23 protein-coding genes are annotated in these 20,541 nt (G+C 71.5%); 11 read left to right on the plus strand and 12 right to left on the minus strand.

The genetic code is table 11. The features are described 5' to 3' along the window. Positions 1-2: 2 nt before the first annotated feature. A complete protein-coding gene (locus H4W31_RS34755; RefSeq protein WP_192770476.1) occupies positions 3-992 on the minus strand; it encodes a DMT family transporter in 990 nt (329 codons plus the stop codon). Here H4W31_RS34755 and H4W31_RS34760 point away from each other — a divergent pair. Further along, positions 991-2,400, plus strand: coding sequence for an aminotransferase-like domain-containing protein (locus tag H4W31_RS34760; protein ID WP_192770477.1), 1,410 nt, complete (start codon positions 991-993; stop codon positions 2,398-2,400). The genes H4W31_RS34755 and H4W31_RS34760 overlap by 2 nt on opposite strands. Before the next feature lie 75 nt (positions 2,401-2,475). On the opposite strand, the gene H4W31_RS34765 is transcribed toward H4W31_RS34760, so the two are convergent. From H4W31_RS34765 to H4W31_RS34775, 3 genes are all read right to left on the minus strand, one after another. Further along, on the minus strand, positions 2,476-2,955 hold the full coding sequence (locus H4W31_RS34765) for a hypothetical protein (protein ID WP_192770478.1): 480 nt from the start codon (positions 2,953-2,955) through the stop codon (positions 2,476-2,478). Positions 2,956-3,016: 61 nt separating this feature from the next. After that, the gene (locus H4W31_RS34770) at positions 3,017-3,673 is read right to left on the minus strand and encodes a response regulator (protein ID WP_192770479.1); all 657 of its coding nucleotides are present in this window, start codon (positions 3,671-3,673) and stop codon (positions 3,017-3,019) included. Between the two features lie 25 nt (positions 3,674-3,698). Continuing rightward, positions 3,699-4,838 carry a sensor histidine kinase gene (locus H4W31_RS34775; protein WP_318783575.1) on the minus strand — a complete coding sequence of 380 codons (1,140 nt, stop codon included), beginning with the start codon at positions 4,836-4,838 and terminating at the stop codon, positions 3,699-3,701. A 118-nt stretch (positions 4,839-4,956) separates the two neighbouring features. On the opposite strand from H4W31_RS34775, the gene H4W31_RS34780 reads away from it, so the two are divergent. Together H4W31_RS34780 and H4W31_RS34785 are read left to right on the plus strand one after the other, a co-directional pair. Beyond that, the gene (locus H4W31_RS34780; RefSeq protein WP_192770480.1) at positions 4,957-5,874 is read left to right on the plus strand and encodes an ABC transporter ATP-binding protein; all 918 of its coding nucleotides are present in this window, start codon (positions 4,957-4,959) and stop codon (positions 5,872-5,874) included. Further along, positions 5,871-6,857 carry an ABC transporter permease subunit gene (locus H4W31_RS34785; RefSeq protein WP_192770481.1) on the plus strand — a complete coding sequence of 329 codons (987 nt, stop codon included), beginning with the start codon at positions 5,871-5,873 and terminating at the stop codon, positions 6,855-6,857. Before H4W31_RS34780 ends, H4W31_RS34785 begins: the two co-directional genes overlap by 4 nt. 130 nt (positions 6,858-6,987) lie before the next feature. Here H4W31_RS34785 and H4W31_RS34790 read toward each other — a convergent pair whose 3' ends face one another. After that, positions 6,988-7,458, minus strand: a complete 471-nt coding sequence (locus H4W31_RS34790) for a hypothetical protein (RefSeq protein ID WP_225945836.1) — start codon at positions 7,456-7,458, stop codon at positions 6,988-6,990. A 171-nt stretch (positions 7,459-7,629) separates the two neighbouring features. On the opposite strand from H4W31_RS34790, the gene H4W31_RS34795 reads away from it, so the two are divergent. Continuing rightward, positions 7,630-7,773, plus strand: coding sequence for a hypothetical protein (locus H4W31_RS34795; RefSeq protein ID WP_192772833.1), 144 nt, complete (start codon positions 7,630-7,632; stop codon positions 7,771-7,773). An 81-nt stretch (positions 7,774-7,854) separates the two neighbouring features. Here H4W31_RS34795 and H4W31_RS44555 read toward each other — a convergent pair whose 3' ends face one another. From H4W31_RS44555 to H4W31_RS34810, 3 genes are read right to left on the minus strand one after another with little or no spacing between them, the layout of a single operon-like run. After that, positions 7,855-9,192 (minus strand): ABC transporter permease, encoded by a 1,338-nt coding sequence (locus H4W31_RS44555; protein WP_192770482.1) that lies wholly within the window; start codon positions 9,190-9,192, stop codon positions 7,855-7,857. Next, entirely contained in the window at positions 9,189-10,043 is an 855-nt protein-coding gene (locus H4W31_RS34805) for an ABC transporter ATP-binding protein (RefSeq protein WP_192770483.1), read from the minus strand. The genes H4W31_RS44555 and H4W31_RS34805 overlap by 4 nt, the downstream gene beginning before the upstream one ends. Further along, on the minus strand, positions 10,040-10,912 hold the full coding sequence (locus tag H4W31_RS34810) for an efflux RND transporter periplasmic adaptor subunit (protein WP_225945837.1): 873 nt from the start codon (positions 10,910-10,912) through the stop codon (positions 10,040-10,042). The genes H4W31_RS34805 and H4W31_RS34810 overlap by 4 nt, the downstream gene beginning before the upstream one ends. Positions 10,913-11,416: 504 nt before the next feature. On the opposite strand from H4W31_RS34810, the gene H4W31_RS34815 reads away from it, so the two are divergent. From H4W31_RS34815 to H4W31_RS34825, 3 genes are all read left to right on the plus strand, one after another. Continuing rightward, the gene (locus H4W31_RS34815; RefSeq protein ID WP_192770485.1) at positions 11,417-12,406 is read left to right on the plus strand and encodes a hypothetical protein; all 990 of its coding nucleotides are present in this window, start codon (positions 11,417-11,419) and stop codon (positions 12,404-12,406) included. A 132-nt stretch (positions 12,407-12,538) separates the two neighbouring features. Then, the gene (locus H4W31_RS34820; protein WP_192770486.1) at positions 12,539-13,705 is read left to right on the plus strand and encodes an FG-GAP repeat domain-containing protein; all 1,167 of its coding nucleotides are present in this window, start codon (positions 12,539-12,541) and stop codon (positions 13,703-13,705) included. A 129-nt stretch (positions 13,706-13,834) separates the two neighbouring features. Continuing rightward, the gene (locus H4W31_RS34825) at positions 13,835-14,347 is read left to right on the plus strand and encodes an HAD domain-containing protein (protein ID WP_225947501.1); all 513 of its coding nucleotides are present in this window, start codon (positions 13,835-13,837) and stop codon (positions 14,345-14,347) included. A 162-nt stretch (positions 14,348-14,509) separates the two neighbouring features. Here the strand turns inward: H4W31_RS34825 and H4W31_RS34830 are convergent, their stop codons facing one another. Further along, positions 14,510-14,995: an FBP domain-containing protein gene (locus H4W31_RS34830; protein WP_192770488.1), complete on the minus strand. Its 486-nt coding sequence runs from the start codon at positions 14,993-14,995 to the stop codon at positions 14,510-14,512. Positions 14,996-15,055: 60 nt separating this feature from the next. Here H4W31_RS34830 and H4W31_RS34835 point away from each other — a divergent pair, with 60 nt between their 5' ends. Together H4W31_RS34835 and H4W31_RS34840 are read left to right on the plus strand one after the other, a co-directional pair. Further along, the gene (locus tag H4W31_RS34835) at positions 15,056-15,625 is read left to right on the plus strand and encodes a TetR/AcrR family transcriptional regulator (protein ID WP_192770489.1); all 570 of its coding nucleotides are present in this window, start codon (positions 15,056-15,058) and stop codon (positions 15,623-15,625) included. A gap of 118 nt (positions 15,626-15,743) precedes the next feature. After that, positions 15,744-16,793: a C40 family peptidase gene (locus H4W31_RS34840; RefSeq protein ID WP_318783576.1), complete on the plus strand. Its 1,050-nt coding sequence runs from the start codon at positions 15,744-15,746 to the stop codon at positions 16,791-16,793. Between the two features lie 22 nt (positions 16,794-16,815). Here the strand turns inward: H4W31_RS34840 and H4W31_RS34845 are convergent, their stop codons facing one another. Continuing rightward, positions 16,816-16,968 carry a hypothetical protein gene (locus H4W31_RS34845; protein WP_192770491.1) on the minus strand — a complete coding sequence of 51 codons (153 nt, stop codon included), beginning with the start codon at positions 16,966-16,968 and terminating at the stop codon, positions 16,816-16,818. Between the two features lie 199 nt (positions 16,969-17,167). On the opposite strand from H4W31_RS34845, the gene H4W31_RS34850 reads away from it, so the two are divergent. Next, complete coding sequence (locus tag H4W31_RS34850; RefSeq protein ID WP_192770492.1) at positions 17,168-17,800, plus strand: CG0192-related protein; 633 nt, start codon at positions 17,168-17,170, stop codon at positions 17,798-17,800. Positions 17,801-17,899: 99 nt separating this feature from the next. On the opposite strand, the gene H4W31_RS34855 is transcribed toward H4W31_RS34850, so the two are convergent. After that, positions 17,900-18,736 carry a class I SAM-dependent methyltransferase gene (locus H4W31_RS34855; protein ID WP_192770493.1) on the minus strand — a complete coding sequence of 279 codons (837 nt, stop codon included), beginning with the start codon at positions 18,734-18,736 and terminating at the stop codon, positions 17,900-17,902. A gap of 13 nt (positions 18,737-18,749) precedes the next feature. Then, the gene (locus H4W31_RS34860; protein ID WP_192770494.1) at positions 18,750-19,520 is read right to left on the minus strand and encodes a class I SAM-dependent methyltransferase; all 771 of its coding nucleotides are present in this window, start codon (positions 19,518-19,520) and stop codon (positions 18,750-18,752) included. A gap of 70 nt (positions 19,521-19,590) precedes the next feature. Here H4W31_RS34860 and H4W31_RS34865 point away from each other — a divergent pair, with 70 nt between their 5' ends. Continuing rightward, positions 19,591-20,538 (plus strand): LysR family transcriptional regulator, encoded by a 948-nt coding sequence (locus tag H4W31_RS34865; RefSeq protein WP_192770495.1) that lies wholly within the window; start codon positions 19,591-19,593, stop codon positions 20,536-20,538. Positions 20,539-20,541 lie beyond the last annotated feature (3 nt).

Here is a 20,541-nt window from a genome sequence, read left to right on the forward strand (position 1 = left end):
ACTCACCGCCCCGCGCCGGCCGTACGTCGACCTGCCGTACGTCGATCCGGCCCCGATCCGGGGTGCCGAGGCGAGCCGGCCCCGGCCGGTGCCGCTCGGCGGTCACGGGCCCGCTGGGTGACGACGACACAGCCGAGGACGAGGAGCGCGGCGCCGATCGCCGGAAGTGTCACCGGTTCGGCGAGGAGCAGGGCCGACCAGCCGAGGGTGAGGACGGGCTGGGCAAGCTGGATCTGCCCCACCTGCGCGACGCCGCCCCGGGCCAGTCCGGCGTACCAGGCGAAGAAGCCGAGGAACATCGACACGACGGTGACGTACCCGAACCCGAGCCAGGCGCCGGTGCCGGCGACCGGGGGCCGGGCGAGGACCGCGACGGCGGCGATCGGCACCGTCAACGGTAGGGACAGGACGAGGGCCCAGCAGATCGTCCGGGCGCCACCGAGATCGCGGGCCAGCGCGCCGCCCTCGGCGTATCCGAGACCGCAGAGCGCCACGGCCGCGAGCAGGAACAGGTCGGCGGGTTCCACCGCGCCCGAGGCGGTGCCACTGAGGACCAGGAAGACGAGTACCGCGACCAGGCCGGTCCCGCTGGCGGCCCAGAACAGCGGCGACGGCCGCTCCCCCGCACGCAGCACCGCGAACACGGCGGTGACGGCGGGCAGTACCGCGATGACCACCGCACCGTGTGCCGCCGTCTGGGTCGTGAGCGCGAGCGAGGTGAACAGCGGGAACCCGAACACCACCCCGACGGCGACGATCGCGAGCCGACGCCACTGCGTCGCGGTGGGCCGGGGTGCCCCGACCAGACGGAGGTACGCCGAGGCCAGCAGCCCGGCACCGACGGCCCGACCGAAGCCGACCAGCCAGGGGTCGAGTTCGCCGACGGCAACCTCCGTCGCGGGTAGCGACATGCTGAAGGCGAGTACGCCCAACGCACCGAGCGCGCTACCCGTTACTCGATCGGATGCAGTAGCGCTACTATGTCTTGTCATGGAAGACGATAACGCAGCCGTACGCGTTATCCAAGATCTTCGGAGTCTCGCCGCCGCCCGCGCTCCCGGCACGCGCCTGCCGTCGGTGCGGGAGCTGACCGCACGCCATCACGCCTCACCGGTGACCGTGGCCCGGGCGGTCCGCCGGCTGGTCGCCGAAGGGCTGATCGAGGCCGTACCCGGCAAGGGCACCTTCGTGGCCGGCCGTCCGGAACACCGCCCGCCCGCGCCCGACCTGTCCTGGCAGGCCATCGCGCTCGGCCCCCGACCCGCCGGCGACGACGCGCTGCAGGCGCTGCTCGCCGTCCCGCGCCCGGACGCGATCTCGCTGTCCAGCGGCTACCTCGACGCGGACCTGCAACCCGCCGCCGCGCTCGGCACCGCGCTGGCCCGGGCCGCCCGGCACCCGAGCACGTGGCAGCGCGGCCCGGTGCAGGGCCGCGCGGACCTGCGGGCCTGGTTCGCCCGCGAGGCCGGCGGCGCCCTGCACGCCGACGACATGGTGATCTGCCCCGGCGGGCAGGCCGCCCTCTCCACCGCGTTCCGGGCACTCGCCGCACCCGGCGAACCGATCCTGGTGGAATCACCGACCTACCTCGGTGCCCTCGCCGCCGCGCGGGCCGCCGGGCTGCGGGTCATTCCGGTACCCGCCGACGCCGATGGTGTCCGGCCCGACCTGCTCGGCACGGCCCTGACCCGCACCGGCGCCCGACTCTTCTACTGCCAGCCGCTGCACGCCAACCCGCACGGCGCGACTCTCTCCCCGCGCCGACGGGGCGCGGTGGCGGAAGCGGTACGGGCCGCCGGAGCCTTCCTCCTGGAGGACGACTACGCCCGGGACCTGACCATCGACGGCAACCCGCTACCCCCGATGGCCGCCGACGACCCGGACGGGCACGTCATCTACCTGCGGTCGTTGACCAAATCCGCCGCACCCGGGCTCCGGGTGGCGGCCATCGGTGCCCGGGGCGCCGCAGGTGCCCGACTCCGCGCCGCCCGAACCCTCGACGACTTCTTCGTCGCCGGGCCCCTCCAGCAGGCGGCACTCGACTTCGTCACCTCACCCGCCTGGGCACGGCACCGACGCACCCTCCGCACGGCCCTGGAGTCCCGGCGCGACGCGCTGCTCGCCGCGCTGCGCCGCCACCTGCCGGAGTTCGTCGCGCCCACGCCACCACGAGGCGGTCTCCACCTGTGGATCCGGCTACCCGACGACCTCGACGACGTCGAACTCGCCGCAGAGGCCGCCGCCGAACAGGTCGTCGTCTTCCCCGGACGACCCTGGTACGCCACTGAGCCGCAGGCCCCGCACCTGCGTCTGACCTACGCCGCGGCCCCGCCGCCCCTGCTCGACGAGGGCGTACGCCGGCTCGCCCGTGCCGTCACCGCGCTGCGCCGCCGTTCCTGACCGGCGCCCTCGGTCCATCGGCCGCGACACCACCTACCGCCGCACGGATCAGTCGCAACCCAGCGGTGGGTCAGCTCAGTCGCAACCCAGCGGTGGGTCGGCGCGCGGCCAGGCCTCGACCCGGGGCGGATCCTCGGTGACCAGGTAGGCGGTCGTCTCCCGGTCGCTGTCGGCGAGCCACAGCGCCGTGCCGTCCCGCTCGTAGCCGGTCGGTATCGCGTCCTCAGGCAGGGTGGCCCCGCTCCGGAACGCCCGTCGAAGTGCCTCGTGCCCCAGCACGCCCTCCGGATCCCGCACGTACTGCGCGGACCTCGGCTGGCCGTCCGGAGCCGAGTAGATGGGCCAGGAGATCTGGAGGAACCGCGCCCGCTGCCACTCGCAGTGGGCGGGACCGTCGTTGGTCGAGATCACCTCGATGTCGACCGTTTCGCCGTTCCGCGTCCACGACTCGGCCGGCGCCGACTCCGCCGTACCGACACAGCCGGCGAGTGTCGTGGTCGCGAGTACCGCCCAGAACGCGGCGACCACGAGGAATCGACGAGGGTCACGGCGCATGCCCCGACCCTAACCCCGCACGGCCCGCTGTCCGACGACTCCTCTGCGGATCGGGCTCGCTCTACGGTCTCCCCACGATGCGGTTCTCCCAGGCCCAGGCGGCTATCTCGACCCGGTTGCGGACGCCGAGCTTCGTCTGGATGCCGGACACGTGGCTCTTGACCGTACTCACCGAGATGAACAACTCGGCGGCGATCTCCTGGTTCTTACGCCCTCGGGCGATGGCCCGGACGACCTCGGTCTCCCGATCCGACAGTGGACGCCCCGGGGTACGGGTGGGTGGTGCTCCGACCGCCGAGAGATGGCGCAGCAGCCGTAGCGTGATCGACGGCGAGACCAGGGCGTCGCCGACGCTCGCGGCCCGGACGGCCTCGACGAGCAGCACCGGCCCGGCGTCCTTCAGAACGAAGCCGACCGCGCCACCGCGCAGCGCCCCGTAGACGTACTCGTCGAGGTCGAAGGTGGTCACCACGATCACCCGGAGCGGATCGGGGACGCCGGGGCCGGCGAGGGCGCGGGTGACCTCGATGCCGTCGAGTCGGGGCATCCGGATGTCCACGAGACACACGTCCGGACGCAGCCGCCGGGCCAGCTCGATCGCCTCCACCCCGTCCGACGCCTCGGCGACCACGCTGATGTCGGGCTGGTCCTCCAGGATGAACCGCAGGCCGCTGCGGACCATCGCCTGGTCGTCGGCGAGCAGGACACTGATGGTCATCGGGACTCCCGGGTGGGCGGCGTGGTCATCGGGAGTCCGGGGCGGGCAGGGTGGCGCGTACCGACCATCCGGCGCCGGTACCCGGGCCGGCGTGGAGTGTCCCGCCGAGGGTCTCGACGCGTTCCCGCATCCCGATCAGACCGTACCCGCCGAGGTGGGGGTAGCGGGCCGGGGCGAGTGGCGCGTCGTCAACGACCTCGACGGTGATCGCTCGCGGATCCTGGGCGATGCTGACGGTCACCGAGTGGGCGTGCGGGGCGTGCCGGGAGATGTTGGTCAGTGACTCCTGGACGACCCGGTAGACGGTGCTGGTCACCTCGGGCGGCCAGGCCGACTCGGCGTCGGGCTGGCTCAGCCGCACCGTACGGCCGGGTCCGTCGAAACGTCTGACCAGTTCGCTGAGCTGTTCCGGGCCGGGGCTGGCCGGGGCGGCGTCGTCGGTGTCGCGTAGCAGGCCGACGACGCGGCGCATCGCGGTGAGCGCCTCCGAGCCGGCCGCCTCGATGCCCACCAGGGACTCCCGCACCTGCTCCGGGCGCTTCCGGGCGACGATCTGGGCCGCCTGGGCCTGGATCACGATGCCGGTGATGTGGTGGGCCACGACGTCGTGCAGTTCCCTGGCCAGTTCCAGCCGCTCCTCGCGGCGTACCTGGTCGGCGGTGGCCCGGCGACGGGCGTCGAGCAGCCGCAGTCCCAGCCCGACCCCGACGGCGGTGAGCCATCCCGCCACGTTCAGCCCGACGACGGCGCCGGAGGAGGACGGCAGCACGCCGAGCCGGGTACCGGCGACCACCGCGAGGCCGCCGGCCGCGACGGCACCGGCCAACCGGACCGGAAGGGTCCTGATCGCCGATCCGACCAGTACGGACAGACCCAGGACCATCGCCAGGCCAGGCTCGCCGGGCAGTCCGGCGAGCCTGGCGACCAGGATGGCGACCGCGGCGACGGCCAGGCCCGCGACCGCCGACCAGGCCCGGTGCCGCCGGCGCAGCAGGGCGGTCACGCAGACCACCAACCCCGCGACGCCCTCGAACTGCCAGTAGTCGCCGCCCCAGCTCTGCCTGATCGCGACCGCCTGGCCGACGAGCACCGCGCCGAACAGGGCGGCGAGCGCGACGTCGACCGCGATCACGGTCCGCCCGGCCGCTCGCCCCCGAATTCTCACACCGGTCAGGCTAGGAGATCCCCCTGCGGCGCCGAACCGGCCAAAAGTACGGTCACCAGCAGCGCGAACCGTGCCATGGACCGATGCTGGCACCGGGCCGGATCAACACGATGAGTCGATGCAACGCAACGATTCCTCCCCCGCGCTGAGAGCCGACGGCCTGACCAAGCGGTACGGCCGCCGCCCCGCGCTGACCGACTGCCACCTGGACATCCCCCGGGGGCGGATCATCGGCCTGGTCGGGCCGAACGGTGCCGGCAAGTCGACGCTGCTGCAGTTGGCCTGCGGACTGATCACGCCGACCGCCGGCTCACTCGAGGTGCTCGGCTCCCGCCCCGGCACGAACGCGGCCCAGTTGGCCAGAGTGGCGTTCGTCGCCCAGGACACCCCCGTGTACGCGGAACTGACTGTCGCCGACCACCTCCGGATGGGTGCCGGCCTCAACCCGTGCTGGGACACCGGTCTGGCGAACCGCCGGATCGGCCAACTCGGATTGGATCCGCGTCAGAAGGCGGGCCGGCTCTCCGGCGGCCAGCGCGCCCAGCTCGCCCTGACCGTCGCGGTCGCCAAGCGCCCCGAGCTGCTGATCTTCGACGAGCCGGCGGCGGCGCTCGATCCGCTGGCCCGGGACGGGTTCCTGCACAACCTGATGGCCTTCGTCGCCGAACTCGGGGCGAGTGCCGTGCTGTCGTCGCACCTGCTCGCCGACGTCGAGCGGGTCTGCGACTACCTGATCGTGCTGGGCGGCTCCCGGGTCCAGATCGCCGGTGAGGTCCGGGACCTGCTGGCCAGCCACTACCGGCTGGTGACGCCCCGGGGCGGGCTCGACCGGCTGCCCACCGGGGTCGAGGTAGTCCGGGCCGAGCGGAACGAGCGGCGGGACAGCGTGGTCGTGCGTTCGGACGGTCCCCGTCCGGCAGGACCGTGGAGCGTCGAGAGCCTTCAGCTCGAGGAGTTGGTGCTCAGCTATCTGAGCCGGGCGGCCGAGCCGTCCGCCGCGAACGCCGGAACGATGGCCGGGGAGGCCGCCCGATGATCTGGATGAGCTGGCGGCAGTTCCGTACCCAGGCGGTGGTGGGTGCGGTGGCCCTGACCGTACTCGCGATCTGCCTGGTGATCCTCGGCATGCAGCTCCGGCACTCGTACGACGCCGCCCTCGCCCTCTGTCAGGGCCGGGGCGACGGCTGCGCGGGGGTGATGAACGAGTTCAGCCAGCGGTACAGCACCCGGCTCTACCTGCTCGACGGCCTGCTCATCGTCGTACCCGGAATCCTCGGAACCTTCTGGGGCGCGCCGCTGGTCGCCCGGGAACTGGAGGCCGGCACGCACCGGCTGGTCTGGAACCAGAGCCTGACCCGACGCCGGTGGCTGGCGGTCAAACTGCTCGTCGTCGGGGTCGCCGCGATGGCCGTTACCGGGCTGTTCAGCCTCCTGCTGACCTGGGCGGCCAGCCCGTACGACCAGGTGACGGGCGACCGGTTCACGGGACTGTTGTTCGGCACCCGCAATCTCGTCCCGGTCGCGTACGCGGCCTTCGCCGTCGTACTCGGCGCGATCCTCGGACTGACGATCCGGCGTACGGTGCCGGCGATGGCGCTCACCATCGTGGTCTTCGCGGTGGCGCAGATCGCGATGCCGATGCTGATCCGTCCACACCTGCTCCCGCCGGTCAGCGTCACGCAGCCGATGACCGCCGAGACGGTCCGGAACCTGAGTTCCATGAAGGCCGACGCCACCGTCCGGGGTGTGCAGATCCCCGGCGCCTGGGTGGTGTCGCACGGCGAGTTGCTGACCTCGAACGGCGAGCCGGTCGAGCCGACCCGGTACCACGAATGCGTTCTGCTCGGCCCGGACGCGGTTCCGGAGTGCCTGGCCGGGCTCGACCTGCACGTCGAGGGGGCGTACCAGCCGGCCGACCGCTACTGGTCGTTCCAGTGGCTCGAAGCGGCCATCTTCCTGGCACTCGGCGGGCTGCTGCTGGGACTCGGGCTGTGGCGGATCCAGGGCCGCTTCCGCTGACCTGACCACCGGGACCGGACGGCGTACCGTTTCGCGGGCGCCGTCCGGTGCCGTACACGCCATCAGTGCCGCTGCTCCCGCGCCAGACGGTCCAGGTCGGCCTGATAGTCCGTCGTCGCTTGCGGGGGCGCTACTCGCGCCGGGAGACACCCTCGGAGTGCATCCCGGTCTGCTCCTCGATCGGGTTGTTGCGGAGTTCGTCGAGAGCGGTGTCGTCGGGAAACGGGCGGCGGGCCGGGGCGGGGTCCGGCGGAGCCGCACCGGGGCCGGCCTCCGGGATCCGGGTCGGCTCGACCGGACCGAAGCCGTGCCGGCCCGATTCCGGCGGCCAGGGAACCGACTCTTCGTCGGCCCGCCGTTCACCGCGCCGTGCGGGCGGCAGGCCGGCCTCCTCGCTGCCCTCGTCCATCGGGGAGTCCTCGGCGGCGCCCCACGGCGCGTCCCGGTCCTCGGTGCCGCCGGTGGTTCCCCACGGCTGCACCGACTGTGGGCCGCCACTCGCCTCCCGTTCGGTGGTCCGGGCGGCGCTCACGTCGTCCAGTTGGTCGGTCGGCCCGAGCTGGCCGCCCGGTTCGGATTCCGGTCGCTTCTTCGCGCTCATCAGCACCATCCTCGTTGCCGGGTCGTCCGGGCCGTACCGTCGGCGTCGGCCCGGCACGTACGGGTCTGACTCGTGCGTACCGGCGTTCCCGTCCGGCGGGCAGACATGCGGGCGACGGGTCGCAGATCGCACCTGACCTGTGGCGGAACTCGGAGGAGAAGTCGACTTCGGGTGAGGCAGCCCCAAATCGGACGGGCCGGGTTGTTCGTGACGGTGCTCAGCCTGCCGGACGTACTCGATCGCCGTGTGCCGCAGCCGACCACGGTCCGGGCCGGGGATCCGGCGACCGAGGTGGCCGCGCCGGCCGCCGGCTGACCCGCACCGTCCACGCCGGGGCCGGTCTCCGCGCGGGTCCGGACCGGAGCCGCGCCGTCGGCGGACGGCCCACCGGGCGGGTCAGGCGCGCATCACCGTCGCGATCGGGATGCGGGCGGCCCGGATCGCCGGGATGAGCCCGCCGAGCAGCCCGGCGACGAGTCCGGCGATGATCCCGGCGACCCCGGCCCGCCACGGAAACACCACGTCGGCGAGGAACGGCACCTGGTCGCCGAGCAGGCTACCGGCTGCCGTCAGCGCGAACGCGGACGCCCCGATCGCGGCGGTGGCGGTGAGCAGGCCGGTCAGCAGGGTCTCCGCGAGCACGATGCCGGCCAGCAGCAGGCGCGAGGTGCCGACCGCGCGACGCAGGGCGAACTCCTCGACCCGTTCCCCCACGGTCGCCAGCCCGACGTTGAGGATGCCGGCCACACCGATGAGCAGCACGAGCGCGGCCATGCCGAGGAAGATCCATCGGATCAGCGCCAGTTCCCTGGCGATGTCCTCGCGGGCCTGGACGGTTTCGAACCGGAGCTGGTCGGAAGGAACCCCGGTCGCGGCGAACCGCATCGTCAGCAACCGTTCCACGTCGCCCGCTGTCGGAGCCAACATCACCTGGAGCCCGGGACCGTAGTTGCTGTTGCCGGTCGAGCTGGGCACCCAGTTCTGCAACTCGTCGGTCCGGGTGTACGCGGTCGGCTGCCCGCTGCCGTCGTCGACCACGCCGATGATCCGGGGTGTCGGGTTGGCGGTCGCTCCCTCGGTCCACAACTCGGCCGGAACCTGGTACCGACCGAAGCCCTTGGCGGCCTCGAGGTTGACCACCAGCCGAGGGGACAGCGACGGCTCCCCGGAGAAGTCCAGCCACTTCCCGGAGACCAGGCGGAAGGGCTTGAACTGACGAATGTCACCGGTCAACGTGTTGAGGGTCAGCTCGATCGCCTGACCGGGTACGGGTTGATCGGCCGCGTCGGAACCGGACGACAACGGCCGGCAGTAGCCGTTCATGTCGCAGTACACCGCCCCGCCGCCCGGGCCCGGCGGGTACGGGCCGCTGCCGGGCTGGTCGAACGAGGAGCCGCCCGGATTGACCGGGGTGACATCCGGCTCGCCGATGATCGCCTGCCGGCTGCCGATCACGACCGCGTCCGGCCGACCCGCCACGGTGTCGTTGCTGATCCGGACGGTGTCGGCGTTGCCCGGTAGGTACGCCTGACGGGTCCCGTCCTTGCCGACCTGGAGCTCCAGGTCGGCCAACTGGGCGCGTTCGAGGGTCTCGGCTCCGGCCTGGACCACCACCACGGCGAGTACTCCGAGGAAGAGGCTCACCATGGACAGGAAGGTACGCATCTTGCGCGCCCGGATGCCCTGGAGTCCGATGATCACCGCGGACCGGAACCGCCCGGAGAGTCGGATCACCAGAACATCCCGTCCAGCCCGGCGTCGCCCCGCCTGGCCCTGTCCGCCGACGGAAGCCGGCCGGCTCCCTCCGTCTCGCTCCCGGAGACCGATGTCGGCTCCGCATCCGGTGTCGGCTCCGGCTCCGGCTGCGGAGCCGGTGTCGGTGCCGTTGCGGTACCTCTAGTGTCGACGGCCGGGTTGAGCGTGCCGTCGCTGAGCCGCAGCACCCGTTGCATCTTGTTGGCGTGGTCCCAGTCATGGGTGACCAGGATCAGGCCGCAACCCCGGTCGGTCGCCGCCCGCATCACCTCGATCACCAGGTTGCCGGTCTCGGTGTCCAGCGCGCCCGTCGGCTCGTCAGCCAACAGCAGGCGTGGCTCCCGGACCAATGCCCGAGCCACCGCCACCCGCTGCTGCTCGCCGCCGGAGAGCCGGGCCGGCCGATGTTTCGCCAGGTGTGCGATGCCGACCTGGTCGAGCGCCGCCATGGTGCGCGCCCGGCGCTTGCGGCGAGGCAGCCAACCCTGCCCGTTGACCAGGGCCATCGCCACGTTCTGCGCGGCGCTAAGGTGCTTGAGCAGGAAGAAGCGCTGGAACACGAAACCGAACTCGGCGCTGCGCAGGGCCGCCGCGCGGCGCTCGGCCACCCGGCTGATGTCGCGGCCACCAAGCAGATAACGCCCACCGTCCGGCCGGTCGAAGAGCCCGATCAGGCTGAGCAGGGTGCTCTTGCCTGATCCCGACCGGCCGAGGATCGCCACGCTCTCACCACTGTCGACGGTCAGGTCGACGCCGTCGAGAATGGTACGCGGCGCCTGCTGCCCCTTCAGGGTCTTGGTGATGCCGCTGAGCTCCAGCAGCGCCGTCATTTTCCGCCCTTCGGATCGAGGGGCCCACCCGGTTCGGCGGGTTTGGCGGACGGCAGGTCGGGGCCGGGCAGGGCCACCGTCTCATCGCCGGTGAGACCAGACTTGATCTGTACGACCTTGCCGTCGCTGAGTCCGAGTACGACGTCCCGGGTCTCCCGGGTGCCGTCCGGGCCGACCACGTCCACCTTGCCCTTGCCCTGACCGCCCGCCACCGCCTCGACCGGCAGGACGAGTGCGCCCTTGGCGCGGGCGGTCACCACCTCGATCGTCGCGTTGGCCCCGTTGATCAGCTTCACTCCGGACGGCGCCGTGCAGACCAGGCGCATACCGGTCGGCTCCGACGGGACGATCGGCTGCCTCGGGTCCACCGGCACCGGCGGACTCGACGGATCGGCGGAGGGATCGACGGATGGTTCCGGGGTCGGGACCGTGCCGGCCGGCAGCGCGGCGATGGTGCCGAGGACCTTGCACGCGAACGGTCCCGGACCGTTCTTGATCTGGGCCTGCACGGTGGTGAGCGAGTCCGAGATCTGGTACGCCTGGGAGCCGTCGATGTCGGCCACGAGTCCGTAGCCGATCCGCTTCGCCGAGACCACCGGCATCCCGGCGGTCACCTTCGACCGGTCGTCCACCAGTCGACCGGCGAACACGGCGCCGGCTGGTACGTCGACACGACGCGACTTGCCCGACGCCCAGACACTGGCCACCCGGGTCGGTTTCGTCGGGGTGCTCTCCGGTATCTCGACGTCGCGGTACCGGATCTCCCCCGCGCCCGGGGCCACCACTCCGAACACCGGATTCATGGTGACCTTGCCGGACAGGCTCACCCGGTTGTCAAGATCCTGGCGGGTCGGCTTCGCCGTGGTCATCGCCGTGCCGCGCGGCGCGAGACCCGGAGTGTCCGCCTCCGGCGTCGACTCGCTACAACCGGCAAGACCGGCCACCAACACGAGGACACACGAACGCAGCAGTAGTCGCCTTCGCACCGGCACCCCTCACTGAGCTTGTCCGGACGGACACCTGTCATGACGCTGCGTGCCGGCAAAAGGTTGCGCCCGACACCGGACTATTCCGACGACGGCCGACAAGGCGGTGCTGCGGCGTCAACCGGTACGGTCACTGCGGTATCAAACCAGAACGGACGCTCGGCCATCGACCCGTCCGCCCGTGGCAACCGCCGAACACTCGACGGCGTCGCGCCCGGCAGGGTCGTCCGACCGGCCATCAATCGGACGGAACCGATCCAAAGCAGCGGACCGAGCGTCATGACCGGCCATGGGCTGTTACTTCGTCACCTGGCATGACCATGCGCCGGGGCGGCACTACCATCGCGGGGTGAGCGACGGGGACGAGTTCCGGCGGCTGAGCGAGCGATGACGCGCGTCGACGACTATCGGGCGAGGGCGGATCGGCTCGCCGCGCTCGTCGCGCGGTTCACCCACCTGGTCGACCTGCCGAGCCTGGACCAGATCGTCGACGTTCTCGTCACTGCCGGCTGGTCCCCGTCCGGCGCCAGTCCCCATCCGCTGTTCACGGCCGGTGACGTCACCGCGAGAATCCGCGTCGACCGGGCTACCGCGACGATCGCCGTGGAGTTGGCGGACTTCGGCTGCTCGGACGACCTCGAGTGCGACGACTTCGATGACGACGACGCGTACGTTGCGGCACTCGATCAGCGGTACACCGACGCCGAGGAGGTCGTCGGCATCGTCAGCGGCCGGCTCGGGCTGCCCTCGGCCGACGCGCTCGCGGTCGACGTTCTCGCCGACCATGGCGACCGGGTACGCCTGCGCGCGGGACACTGGGCGGTGACCGTCGCGGTCGTACAGCACGACTCGGATCTGCCGGTCATCGTGGAGGCGAACCTGAGCTACGGCGCCGACCTGCCGGGCCGGCTCACCGACCTCGTTCCACCGCCACCGCACCGGACACCGGTCGACTGGGACGGGGTGTCGTCGCGGGTCGGCACGAGCCTGCCGAGGGACTACCACTGGCTGATGGAGCGATACGGTGCCGGCACCTTCGACGGTTACCTCTCGCTCACGCCACCGACCGCGTTGTCGACACCGGTGCCCGGCCCGCTGGTCGGTGTGCTGAGGTACCAGACCCCGGCGACTCTGCCGGTGGCCACGACGGTCGATGGGACGACGCTGTCCTGGGTACTGAGCCCGGCGGAGTACGCCGATCAGTGGCACCTACGCGTCACCGGCCCCGACGACACGTCCCTCGACCTGTCGGTCGGTCTGTTGCAGTTCCTGGTGGTCGCGCTCTCCGGCGGGTACGCGGTGCCGCAGTTCCGAGTCGACTTTCCCAGTGCGTCACCCCGGTTCGTTCCGGTCCGGGACGTCGCCGACGCCATCTGACGCTGACGCTGACGCCGAGATCGACCGGCAACCGGCAACCGGCAACCGGCGGGGAATCCTCAATGGAGGACAGCCGGATCGTCGTTCTTCTGGTTGACTCCTCCGGTCAGCTTTCCATATACGGGGGACAATATGTGGCTTCGCGCTGCGTCCGTACTGCTGTTCGTGCCCGCCGTGCTCGCCGCGAGCGCGCCGGCCGGGGCGGCGGCACAGCCGGACAACTCGCTCCGGCGGGTTTCCGAACTCTTTCAACCGGTCGAGAGCATTCCGACGGGTTCGGACCCGGAGAGCGTCGCCGTGGGCGATGTGACCGGTGACGACCGCGCCGACGTGGTGCTCACGACCAGCAGCTACTTCGACCCGGAGAACGACTACAGGTTGTTCGTCTTCGCCCAACAGGCCGATGGTTCGCTCGCCGCCCCGATCCGGTACCCGACGAGCCTGACGTACTCCGACAGCGGTGGCGCCGGGGTGGCCCTGCTGGACCTGGACGGAGACAAACGCCTCGACGTCGCGCTGGCCACCATGGCCGGGGTGGAGACCTTCCGGCAGTCAGTCACCGGAAGGCTGGAGAGCCGGGGAATCCTCCCGGGCTCCCTGGCCGCGCGGTACGTCGTGGCCGCCGATCTCGACACCGACGGCGACGGCGACCTCGTCACGAGTGGGCATCGCGGCATCAACCAACTTGTCCAGGAGGCGAACGGCACCTTCACCACGTCCCTGGTGACCAGCGACCCGAGCTACGAGGTGGAGGTCGGTGACCTCACCGGAGACGGTCGCCCCGACGTGGTCGGCCAGGGGCTCCGGCACGTGAACGCCTACCACCGCACCGGCGGTGGTTGGAGCCGTACCCAGGTGGTAGCCGATGACGGGGCGACCGTCATGGGCGGTGTGGAGGTTGCCGACGTGAGCGGGGACGGCCGTTCCGACATCGTCGTCAACCTCGGCTGGAACCAGCCCAGGGCGCAGATCCAGGTGTTCGCGCAGACTGCCACCGGCGGTCTGGCGAGCCCGGATGTCTACCGGGCGTACGACAATCCCGAGCCGGTCGAGGCGGCCGACATCGACGGCGACGGCCGCAACGACGTCGTCACCGTGCACGGTGGCTACTACGCGATGAGCACCTGGCCGCAGCAGCCGGACGGCAAGCTCGGTACCCCGGCGTACGAGTACCTGCCGTATGCCAGTCACTATCCCCAGCAGGGGCTCGCCCTCGGCGACGTCGACGGCGACGGCCGGCTGGACGCGGTGGTGCTCGACTACAACCACGGGCTGCTCGTACTGCGTAACGCGGGTTAGCCCGGCGGGGCCGGCCGGATCGTTGTCCGGTACGCACCCGCGTACCGGACAACGGTCCCCGCCGAGCCGCCCGGCGCTACGCCTGATCGGCGCTACCCTTCGGCCGTGCCCGACCCCGCCGAACGCCCGTTGCTGTTCCTCGACGTCGACGGTCCCCTGATCCCGTTCGGGGCGCCACAACCGGATCCCGCCGACCAAGGGCCAACGCACCCTCCGCCGGCCGGTACGAATCCGCTACTGGCCAGGCTGAATCCCCGGCACGGGATACAACTCCTGGCCCTGCCCTGCGACCTGGTGTGGGCAACGACGTGGATGGCGGATGCGAACGAGGTGATCGGACCGAGGCTGGGCCTGCCGGAGTTACCGGTGGTGGACTGGCCCGGACCGGACGACGACGGCCCGCTGCACTGGAAGACCCGGGGCCTGCTCGACTGGGCGGCCGGACGCCCGTTCGTCTGGGTCGACGACGAGATCACCGATGCCGACCGTTCGTGGGTCTCCAGTCACCATCCCGGACCGGCGCTGCTGCGGCGGGTCGATCCTCGACGTGGCCTCACCGATGTCGACTTCGCGATCATCGGGAACTGGCTGGCTGATCCACCTCGACCGGCTAGGGGACCAGCTGGCCGCCCGAGGTGTTGAGGTAGGTGCCGAATCCGTCCCCCTGATCGGTCCACCAGAAGACGTCGGTCAGGCGGTCGCCTCTGAAGGTCCGCCGTTCCGAGTTCGTTCAGCTGGATGTTCGGCGACCCGAGCGGCTCCGGGACGAAGTTGCGGGGTCACCGCCCCGGTTCTGTCGGGCGGTCATTCGACGACCTTGCACAGGAAGGCGGCGAGGCTCGCCGTGGTCCGCTCGATCTTCTCCGCCATCGTGAGCGTCTCGTCGAGGCGCCGCCCGGCGTCCTTTCTTCCGCGCAGGTAGAGCGAGCAGGCGAGGTCGGTACAGATGTAGACGCCGACGGAGTCGCCCTGCCGCCCACTCGGTCCGGCCTTGCGCGCGGTCATCAGCGAGACGCCACCTCCGGTGTGCGTGGTCAGGCACAGCGAGCACATGCTGCGGCGTACGTGTCCGGTCTGCGGGGCCACCCGCAGCGCCACCCCGACGAGGCCGGTGCCGGACTCGGCGACCAGGTAGGCCCGCTGCGGGGCGGCGGGGTCCCGCCAACCGAGGAAGTCAAGATCCACCCAGGGCTGCTCGTCCAGGTCCTTCGGCACCGCCAGGCGCTTCGCTTCGCCCTTGGTGCAGTTGACGAAGGAGGCGCGGATCGCGGAATCGGTTACCGGTACCATAGGAACCAGCCTAACCCTATTAGGTAAATTACCAAATCCTCTAGGTGTGGAGTGTGGCACATGACGCGTGCGGGGGTGACCGTCGAGCGCCTGACCCTGGCCGCCGCGGAACTGGCCGACGAGGTCGGCTTCGAGAACGTGACCGTCTCGGCGCTCGCCCGGCAGTTCGGCGTGAAGGACGCGAGCCTGTACGCCCACATCAGGAACGCGCAGGATCTGCGGATCAGGGTGGCGCTGCTGGCCCTGGCCGAACTCGCCGACCTGGTCGCCGCCGCCCTCGCCGGTCGCGCGGGCAAGGACGCGCTGGTGGCCTTCGCCAACGCATACCGGGACTACGCGAAGCGGCATCCGGGCCGTTACGCCGCGATGCAGCAGGAACTCGACCCGGAAACGGCGGCCGCGAGCGCGGGCGGCCGGCACGCCGAGATGACGCGGGCGATCCTGCGCGGTTACCGACTGTCCGAGCCAGACCAGACCGATGCGGTACGCATGCTGCACAGCACGTTCCACGGGTACGTGAGCCTGGAGCGTACGGGCGGGTTCCGCCACCATCCGCGTACGGCCGACACCTCGTGGGCCAGAACGCTCGACGCCCTCGACGCCCTCCTGAACAACTGGCCGCCGCAGTGAACCCGACACCGTCCGTCGCGTCGGCGGTGCGGGCGGGCAGGTGCTCGACGACGGCGAGCGGTTGATCGATCGATGTAGGTTCTTGCCGGCTATCGCCACTATGGTGGAAGATATTGCCGTGACGAGACTGCCGCGCAGAACGCTCCTGGCCGCCCCGCTGATCGTCGGCTCACTGTTCGCGACGACCCCGGCCGCGCGCGCCGCAGAGCCGGAAAACCTGCCGCGCGCCGGGCAGCCCGCCGGACCGCGCACCGCGTACGTCGACGTCTCGGTGGCGACCCTCTGGGTGGAGCCCGGCCGCAACCGTCCCGTCGACCTGCCGGCCACGACGAATCCCGCCGACCTCCGGGCCTGGACCGCGGGCATGACCCTGGCCGAGCGACGGTGGCTCATCGGGGACCTGGAGACCCAGGCGACGTACGGGCAGCGGGTGATCGTCCTGGAGGAGTCCGGTGACTGGGCGAAGGTCGTCGTACCCGGTCAGCCGACACCACGACACGAGCTGGGCTATCCCGGCTGGCTGCCCAAGGTGCAGTTGACCGACGGAAAGCTGTTCGCCCGGCTCACCGGTCGGCCGTTCGCGCTGGTCCAGACGGCCACTGCCTGGCTCTTCGACGACCACCGCCGTACCCGCCGGGTTCTGGAACTGAGCTTCAACACCCGGCTGCCGGTCCTCGCCCGGCTCGACCGGGCGGTGCTGGTCGCCACCCCGAGCGACGGGATGAGCTGGCTGGCGGCCTCGGACGTCTCGGTGTACACCTCGCCGGCCGACATCCCGACCCCGACCGGCGCGGACCTGGTCCGGACCATCGGCATGTTCATCGGCCTGCCGTACCTCTGGGCGGGCACCGCCGGATTCGGCTTCGACTGTTCCGGCCTCACCCACTCGGTGTACGCCGCGCACGGCATCACCATTCCCCGGGACGCACAGGACCAGGCCAACGCCGGCACACCGGTCACCAGGGACCAGCTCGCCCCCGGCGATCTCGTCTTCTACGCCCGGAGCAACGGCACCGGACGGGTGCACCACGTCGGCATGTACGCCGGCGACGGCTACGTGATCGACGCGCCGACCAACACCGACACCGAGGAGAGCGGCGTCGAGTACGTCAAGCTCGACGAGCACCGGTACGCCCACGAGTACGCCGGAGCGCGCAGGTACCTGTGACGGGCGACACCGGCCGTGGCGGTCACGTCGTCGTCGGCTGCGGACCCGTCGGCTGGGGAGCCGTCGTCGGGGTGGGACTGGACGGGACGCAGCGCGGATCGTTCGCCACCACGTAGAGCTCCCTGAACTCCAGTCCGATGTCTCCGGGCTCGTCCACCCAGGCCTCGTAGATCATGTTCGGGCCATCGCACCGGGTCCGGATCTCCGTGTGGTCCTCGCGCCGGCGGCCAGCGCGCCCAGGCAGGCGGAGAGCAGGACGCCGGCCAGCGCGGCCCGGGCGGTGCTCGCCGCCGCTGTCGGAACCTTCGTGGAGGTTGACATCATCGGGTCGACCTCCACGCGGTCCGGAGGAGGCGGCCTCTACCATTCCGTCCATGGCCGTGATCCACCGCGCGGAACTGCGCCCCACGAAACTCGAACTCCTGGCGGCATGGCTGCCCGGCCGCCGCTGGTACCAGGGGCACGCCGACGCCGACGTCGTACGGGTGGCCGCCTACCGGTTCGACGACCCCGCTGGCGCGGTCGGGATCGAGACGATGCTCGTCAGCGCGGGAGACGGACCGGTACATCAGGTGCCACTCACGTACCGGGACGCGCCCCTGGACGGCGGCGACGACTGGCTGATCGGCACCGTCGAACACTCCGTACTCGGTCAGCGCTGGGTGTACGACGCCTGTGGTGATCCCGTCTACGTCGCGGCGCTGGCCGGCGTCATCCTCACCGGCGGTGGGCAGGCGGAGGAGTTCTTGGAGGTCGACGGTCGACTCGAACCCCGCGAGACCCCCACGCTCGTCAGCGGCAGTGGCAGCGAGGGCGCCGATGTCCCCGGCATCAGCGAGATCCTTCGCGTCATCGAGGACGACCCCACGCTCGTCGTGACGGACTCGGTGCAACTGGCCGTCGTCCGTCGGCTCGACGGCGGCAACCGGCTGCCCGGTGCCGCCCTCACCGGCACCTGGAACGGTCAACCGAACCCGATGCCGCTGGCGTACGTCTCGACGCGCTGAGACCGATCCCGCCGGGTCGACGCCCGACGGGCCGGTAGCGCCCACGGCGCGGCAGTTGACCGGCGGGTGGACGCACGCCTCGGCGGTCCGGGCCCGACGCTACGGCCGGCCGGCGGTGACCAGCCAGTGAGCGCCGGGGATCAGGACCCCGTCCGGGCTCTCGTAGGGTCGCAGGGCGTTGACGAGGATGTCCCCCGCCAGCTCGGAAGTGAGCCCGGGATTCCGCTCCAGAACGGCCCGGACCGGTCCGCTGCCGAGGTAGAACCCGGCCGCCGCATCCGCGCTGGCGCCGAAGCCCATCGGCAGATCGAGTGGCTGTGGCCGTACGTCCACGAAGCCGGCCCTGGTCAGCACCTCGGTCAGGTGTGCCGGATCGGCCAGGGAGAACATCTGCGACTCGGGCAGGCCACCGGATCCGAACCGGGAGTGCAGCGCGGAGAGCGGCACGACGTACCAGGCGTTGGCGGCCATGTCACGCGGGCAGAGGAAGGCGATCCCGCCACCGGGCCGGAGTGCCCGGCCGATGTTGCCGAACCCGGCCACCGGCTCGGCGAAGAACATGATGCCGAACTGGCTGATCGCCACGTCGAACTGCCCCTCGGCCAGGGGATGCACCTGGGCGTCGGCCTGCTCGAACACGACGTTCGGCAGGCCTGCCACGGCGACGGCGGCGCGGGCGTGCTCCAGCATGACCGCCGACAGGTCGATGCCGAGAACGCGGCCCCGCACGGCGTGCCGCGCGGCCAGCCGGGTGCTCTCGCCGGTGCCGCAGCCGATGTCGACGACGTGGTCCCCTGGTCCGATCTCGGCGGCGGTGAGCAACGCCGTGGTGAGCGCGCTGTTCACGGCGTTGTCGCGCCCGCTCTGCTCGGCCCAGTGGGCCCCTTCGGGGCCGTTCCACGCCGTGGCCTGCTGGGTGTTGACGATGTGTGTCACGTCGGTCCTCTCCTCACTGCCGGGGTTGGCCGAGCAGGCGCAGGCCGACGGCGGCGAGCCCGCCGTCGGCGATCCGCAGCCGCTCGATGTGGCTGAGCGCGGTGAACACCGGTACGCCGAGCCGGTCGTCGATGAGCCGATAACCGAGATAGCGGTACAGGTACGGCACCCGGGTCACCGTGCGGATGTCGAAGACCTCGGCAACCGCCCCGATCACCCTGGTGCCGGGATGCAGGCGGAGTTCGTCGCGGTGCCGGCTGACCCATCGCGGGTAGGGGGCGCCGGACGGATCGTCGCCCGTGCCGGGCGTGAGCCGCCCGCTGCGGGTGAGCACGGTCGCCATGTCGTAGAACCAGGAGGCGGTGGCGACGTCGGCCCGCTCCCAGGCGAACTCGTCGACCACCAGGATCCCGCCGGGGCGCAGCAGGGCCCGCGCCCGTTCGACGGCGGCGGCGAGGTCGGTCATGTGGTGCAGCGACAGCGAGAACAGCACGGCGTCGAACGGATCGTCCTCGTACCGTGAGATGTCGGCCTCGACCGCGTCGACGCCGAGACCGCTGGCCGCGGTCACCGCTTCGGGGTCGGTGTCCACCGCGGTCACCGCGTAGCCGGCGCGGCCGAGCGCGAGCGCGAGGTGGCCGGGCCCGCATCCCGCGTCGAGGATCCGGGCCGGCGCCGGTGGCAGCCAGTCGGCCAGGAACGCCAGTTGGTCGGGCACCTGGGCCGCCCTGACGGCGGTCGCGGCGTCCGGACCGGTGTGCCGGTCCGTCTCTGTTGGATTCACCGGTCAAGCCTCGGCCGGTGCTGGTATGAGCACAACTGCGGGTTGGTTGGGGATGGCATAACCTCGGCGCATGTTGGACACCTGGTCGTTGCAGGTCCTCGTCGCCGTGGCCGAGCACGGCTCGTTCTCCGGCGCGGCCACGGCGCTCTCGCTGACCCAGCCGGCCGTCTCCCGTCAGATCGCAGGTCTCGAGCGGCGGTTGGGGCTTCGGCTGTTCAGCAGGGTGCCCCGTGGCGTCCGACCGACCCCGGCCGGAGCGGTCGCCGTCGAACTCGCGCGGGACACCCTGGCCCGGCTCCGGACCCTGGAGGCCAGGCTGGCGTCCTTCGCCCAACTGGAGTCGGGCGAGCTGCGTCTGGCGGCCTTTCCGAGCGCCAACACCTTCCTCGTGCCCGAGGCCATCCGCCGGTTCGGCGAGCTCCATCCCGGCGTCACACTCAGCCTGCGGCAGACCGACCAGGCGACGCTCGTGACGGCGGTCCGGGACGGACGGATCGATCTGGCCCTGGTCACCGACTGGCACCTGTACGGGGATCCGCAGCAGGCCAAGAACGCCCCGACCGACGCCGACCTGCCCCGGGTGACGGTCGACGGCGTCGAACTGGTACCGCTGCTCGACGAGGAACTGCAGGTCGCGCTCCCCACCCGGCACCGGCTCGCCCGGCAACGCCGGGTACGGCTGGCGGACCTGAGCGGCGAAACCTGGATCGAGGGCGGGCATCCCGACTGTCTCGGCCCGATCGCCCCGCTCGCCGAGGCGCTCGGCGGCGCGCCACGGATCGGATTCTGGTGCGACGACTGGAACGGCAAGCAGGCGCTCGTGGCGGCGGGCGTGGGCGTGACGCTCATGCCGACCCTGGCTCACCCGGCCCTGCGACGCGACGTGCTGGTCCGGCCCACCAGCCCGGCGCTGCCGACCCGCCGGCTGTACGCGGCGACAGCCGCACCGGCCTTCCGGGCCCCGGCGGTGACCGCGATGTTGGGGATCCTCACCGAACTCGTGCTCCGCAGGCCGTGACCG

It is taken from the genome of Plantactinospora soyae, assembly GCF_014874095.1.
In the GTDB taxonomy this organism is placed as follows: domain Bacteria; phylum Actinomycetota; class Actinomycetes; order Mycobacteriales; family Micromonosporaceae; genus Plantactinospora; species Plantactinospora soyae.

Excerpts from the sequence above, each read along its gene's own strand:
- H4W31_RS34845 (WP_192770491.1), bottom strand. The coding sequence starts at position 16,968 with ATGATCTACGAGGCCTGGGTGGACGAGCCCGGAGACATCGGACTGGAG.
- H4W31_RS34780 (WP_192770480.1), top strand. The coding sequence starts at position 4,957 with ATGCAACGCAACGATTCCTCCCCCGCGCTGAGAGCCGACGGCCTGACC.
- H4W31_RS34815 (WP_192770485.1), top strand. The coding sequence starts at position 11,417 with ATGACGCGCGTCGACGACTATCGGGCGAGGGCGGATCGGCTCGCCGCG.
- H4W31_RS34785 (WP_192770481.1), top strand. The coding sequence starts at position 5,871 with ATGATCTGGATGAGCTGGCGGCAGTTCCGTACCCAGGCGGTGGTGGGT.
- H4W31_RS34820 (WP_192770486.1), top strand. The coding sequence starts at position 12,539 with ATGTGGCTTCGCGCTGCGTCCGTACTGCTGTTCGTGCCCGCCGTGCTC.
- H4W31_RS34830 (WP_192770488.1), bottom strand. The coding sequence starts at position 14,995 with ATGGTACCGGTAACCGATTCCGCGATCCGCGCCTCCTTCGTCAACTGC.
- H4W31_RS34760 (WP_192770477.1), top strand. The coding sequence starts at position 991 with ATGGAAGACGATAACGCAGCCGTACGCGTTATCCAAGATCTTCGGAGT.
- H4W31_RS34755 (WP_192770476.1), bottom strand. The coding sequence starts at position 992 with ATGACAAGACATAGTAGCGCTACTGCATCCGATCGAGTAACGGGTAGC.
- H4W31_RS34865 (WP_192770495.1), top strand. The coding sequence starts at position 19,591 with ATGTTGGACACCTGGTCGTTGCAGGTCCTCGTCGCCGTGGCCGAGCAC.
- H4W31_RS34790 (WP_225945836.1), bottom strand. The coding sequence starts at position 7,458 with ATGAGCGCGAAGAAGCGACCGGAATCCGAACCGGGCGGCCAGCTCGGG.
- H4W31_RS34850 (WP_192770492.1), top strand. The coding sequence starts at position 17,168 with ATGGCCGTGATCCACCGCGCGGAACTGCGCCCCACGAAACTCGAACTC.
- H4W31_RS34835 (WP_192770489.1), top strand. The coding sequence starts at position 15,056 with ATGACGCGTGCGGGGGTGACCGTCGAGCGCCTGACCCTGGCCGCCGCG.
- H4W31_RS34765 (WP_192770478.1), bottom strand. The coding sequence starts at position 2,955 with ATGCGCCGTGACCCTCGTCGATTCCTCGTGGTCGCCGCGTTCTGGGCG.
- H4W31_RS34770 (WP_192770479.1), bottom strand. The coding sequence starts at position 3,673 with ATGACCATCAGTGTCCTGCTCGCCGACGACCAGGCGATGGTCCGCAGC.
- H4W31_RS34810 (WP_225945837.1), bottom strand. The coding sequence starts at position 10,912 with ATGACCACGGCGAAGCCGACCCGCCAGGATCTTGACAACCGGGTGAGC.
- H4W31_RS34805 (WP_192770483.1), bottom strand. The coding sequence starts at position 10,043 with ATGACGGCGCTGCTGGAGCTCAGCGGCATCACCAAGACCCTGAAGGGG.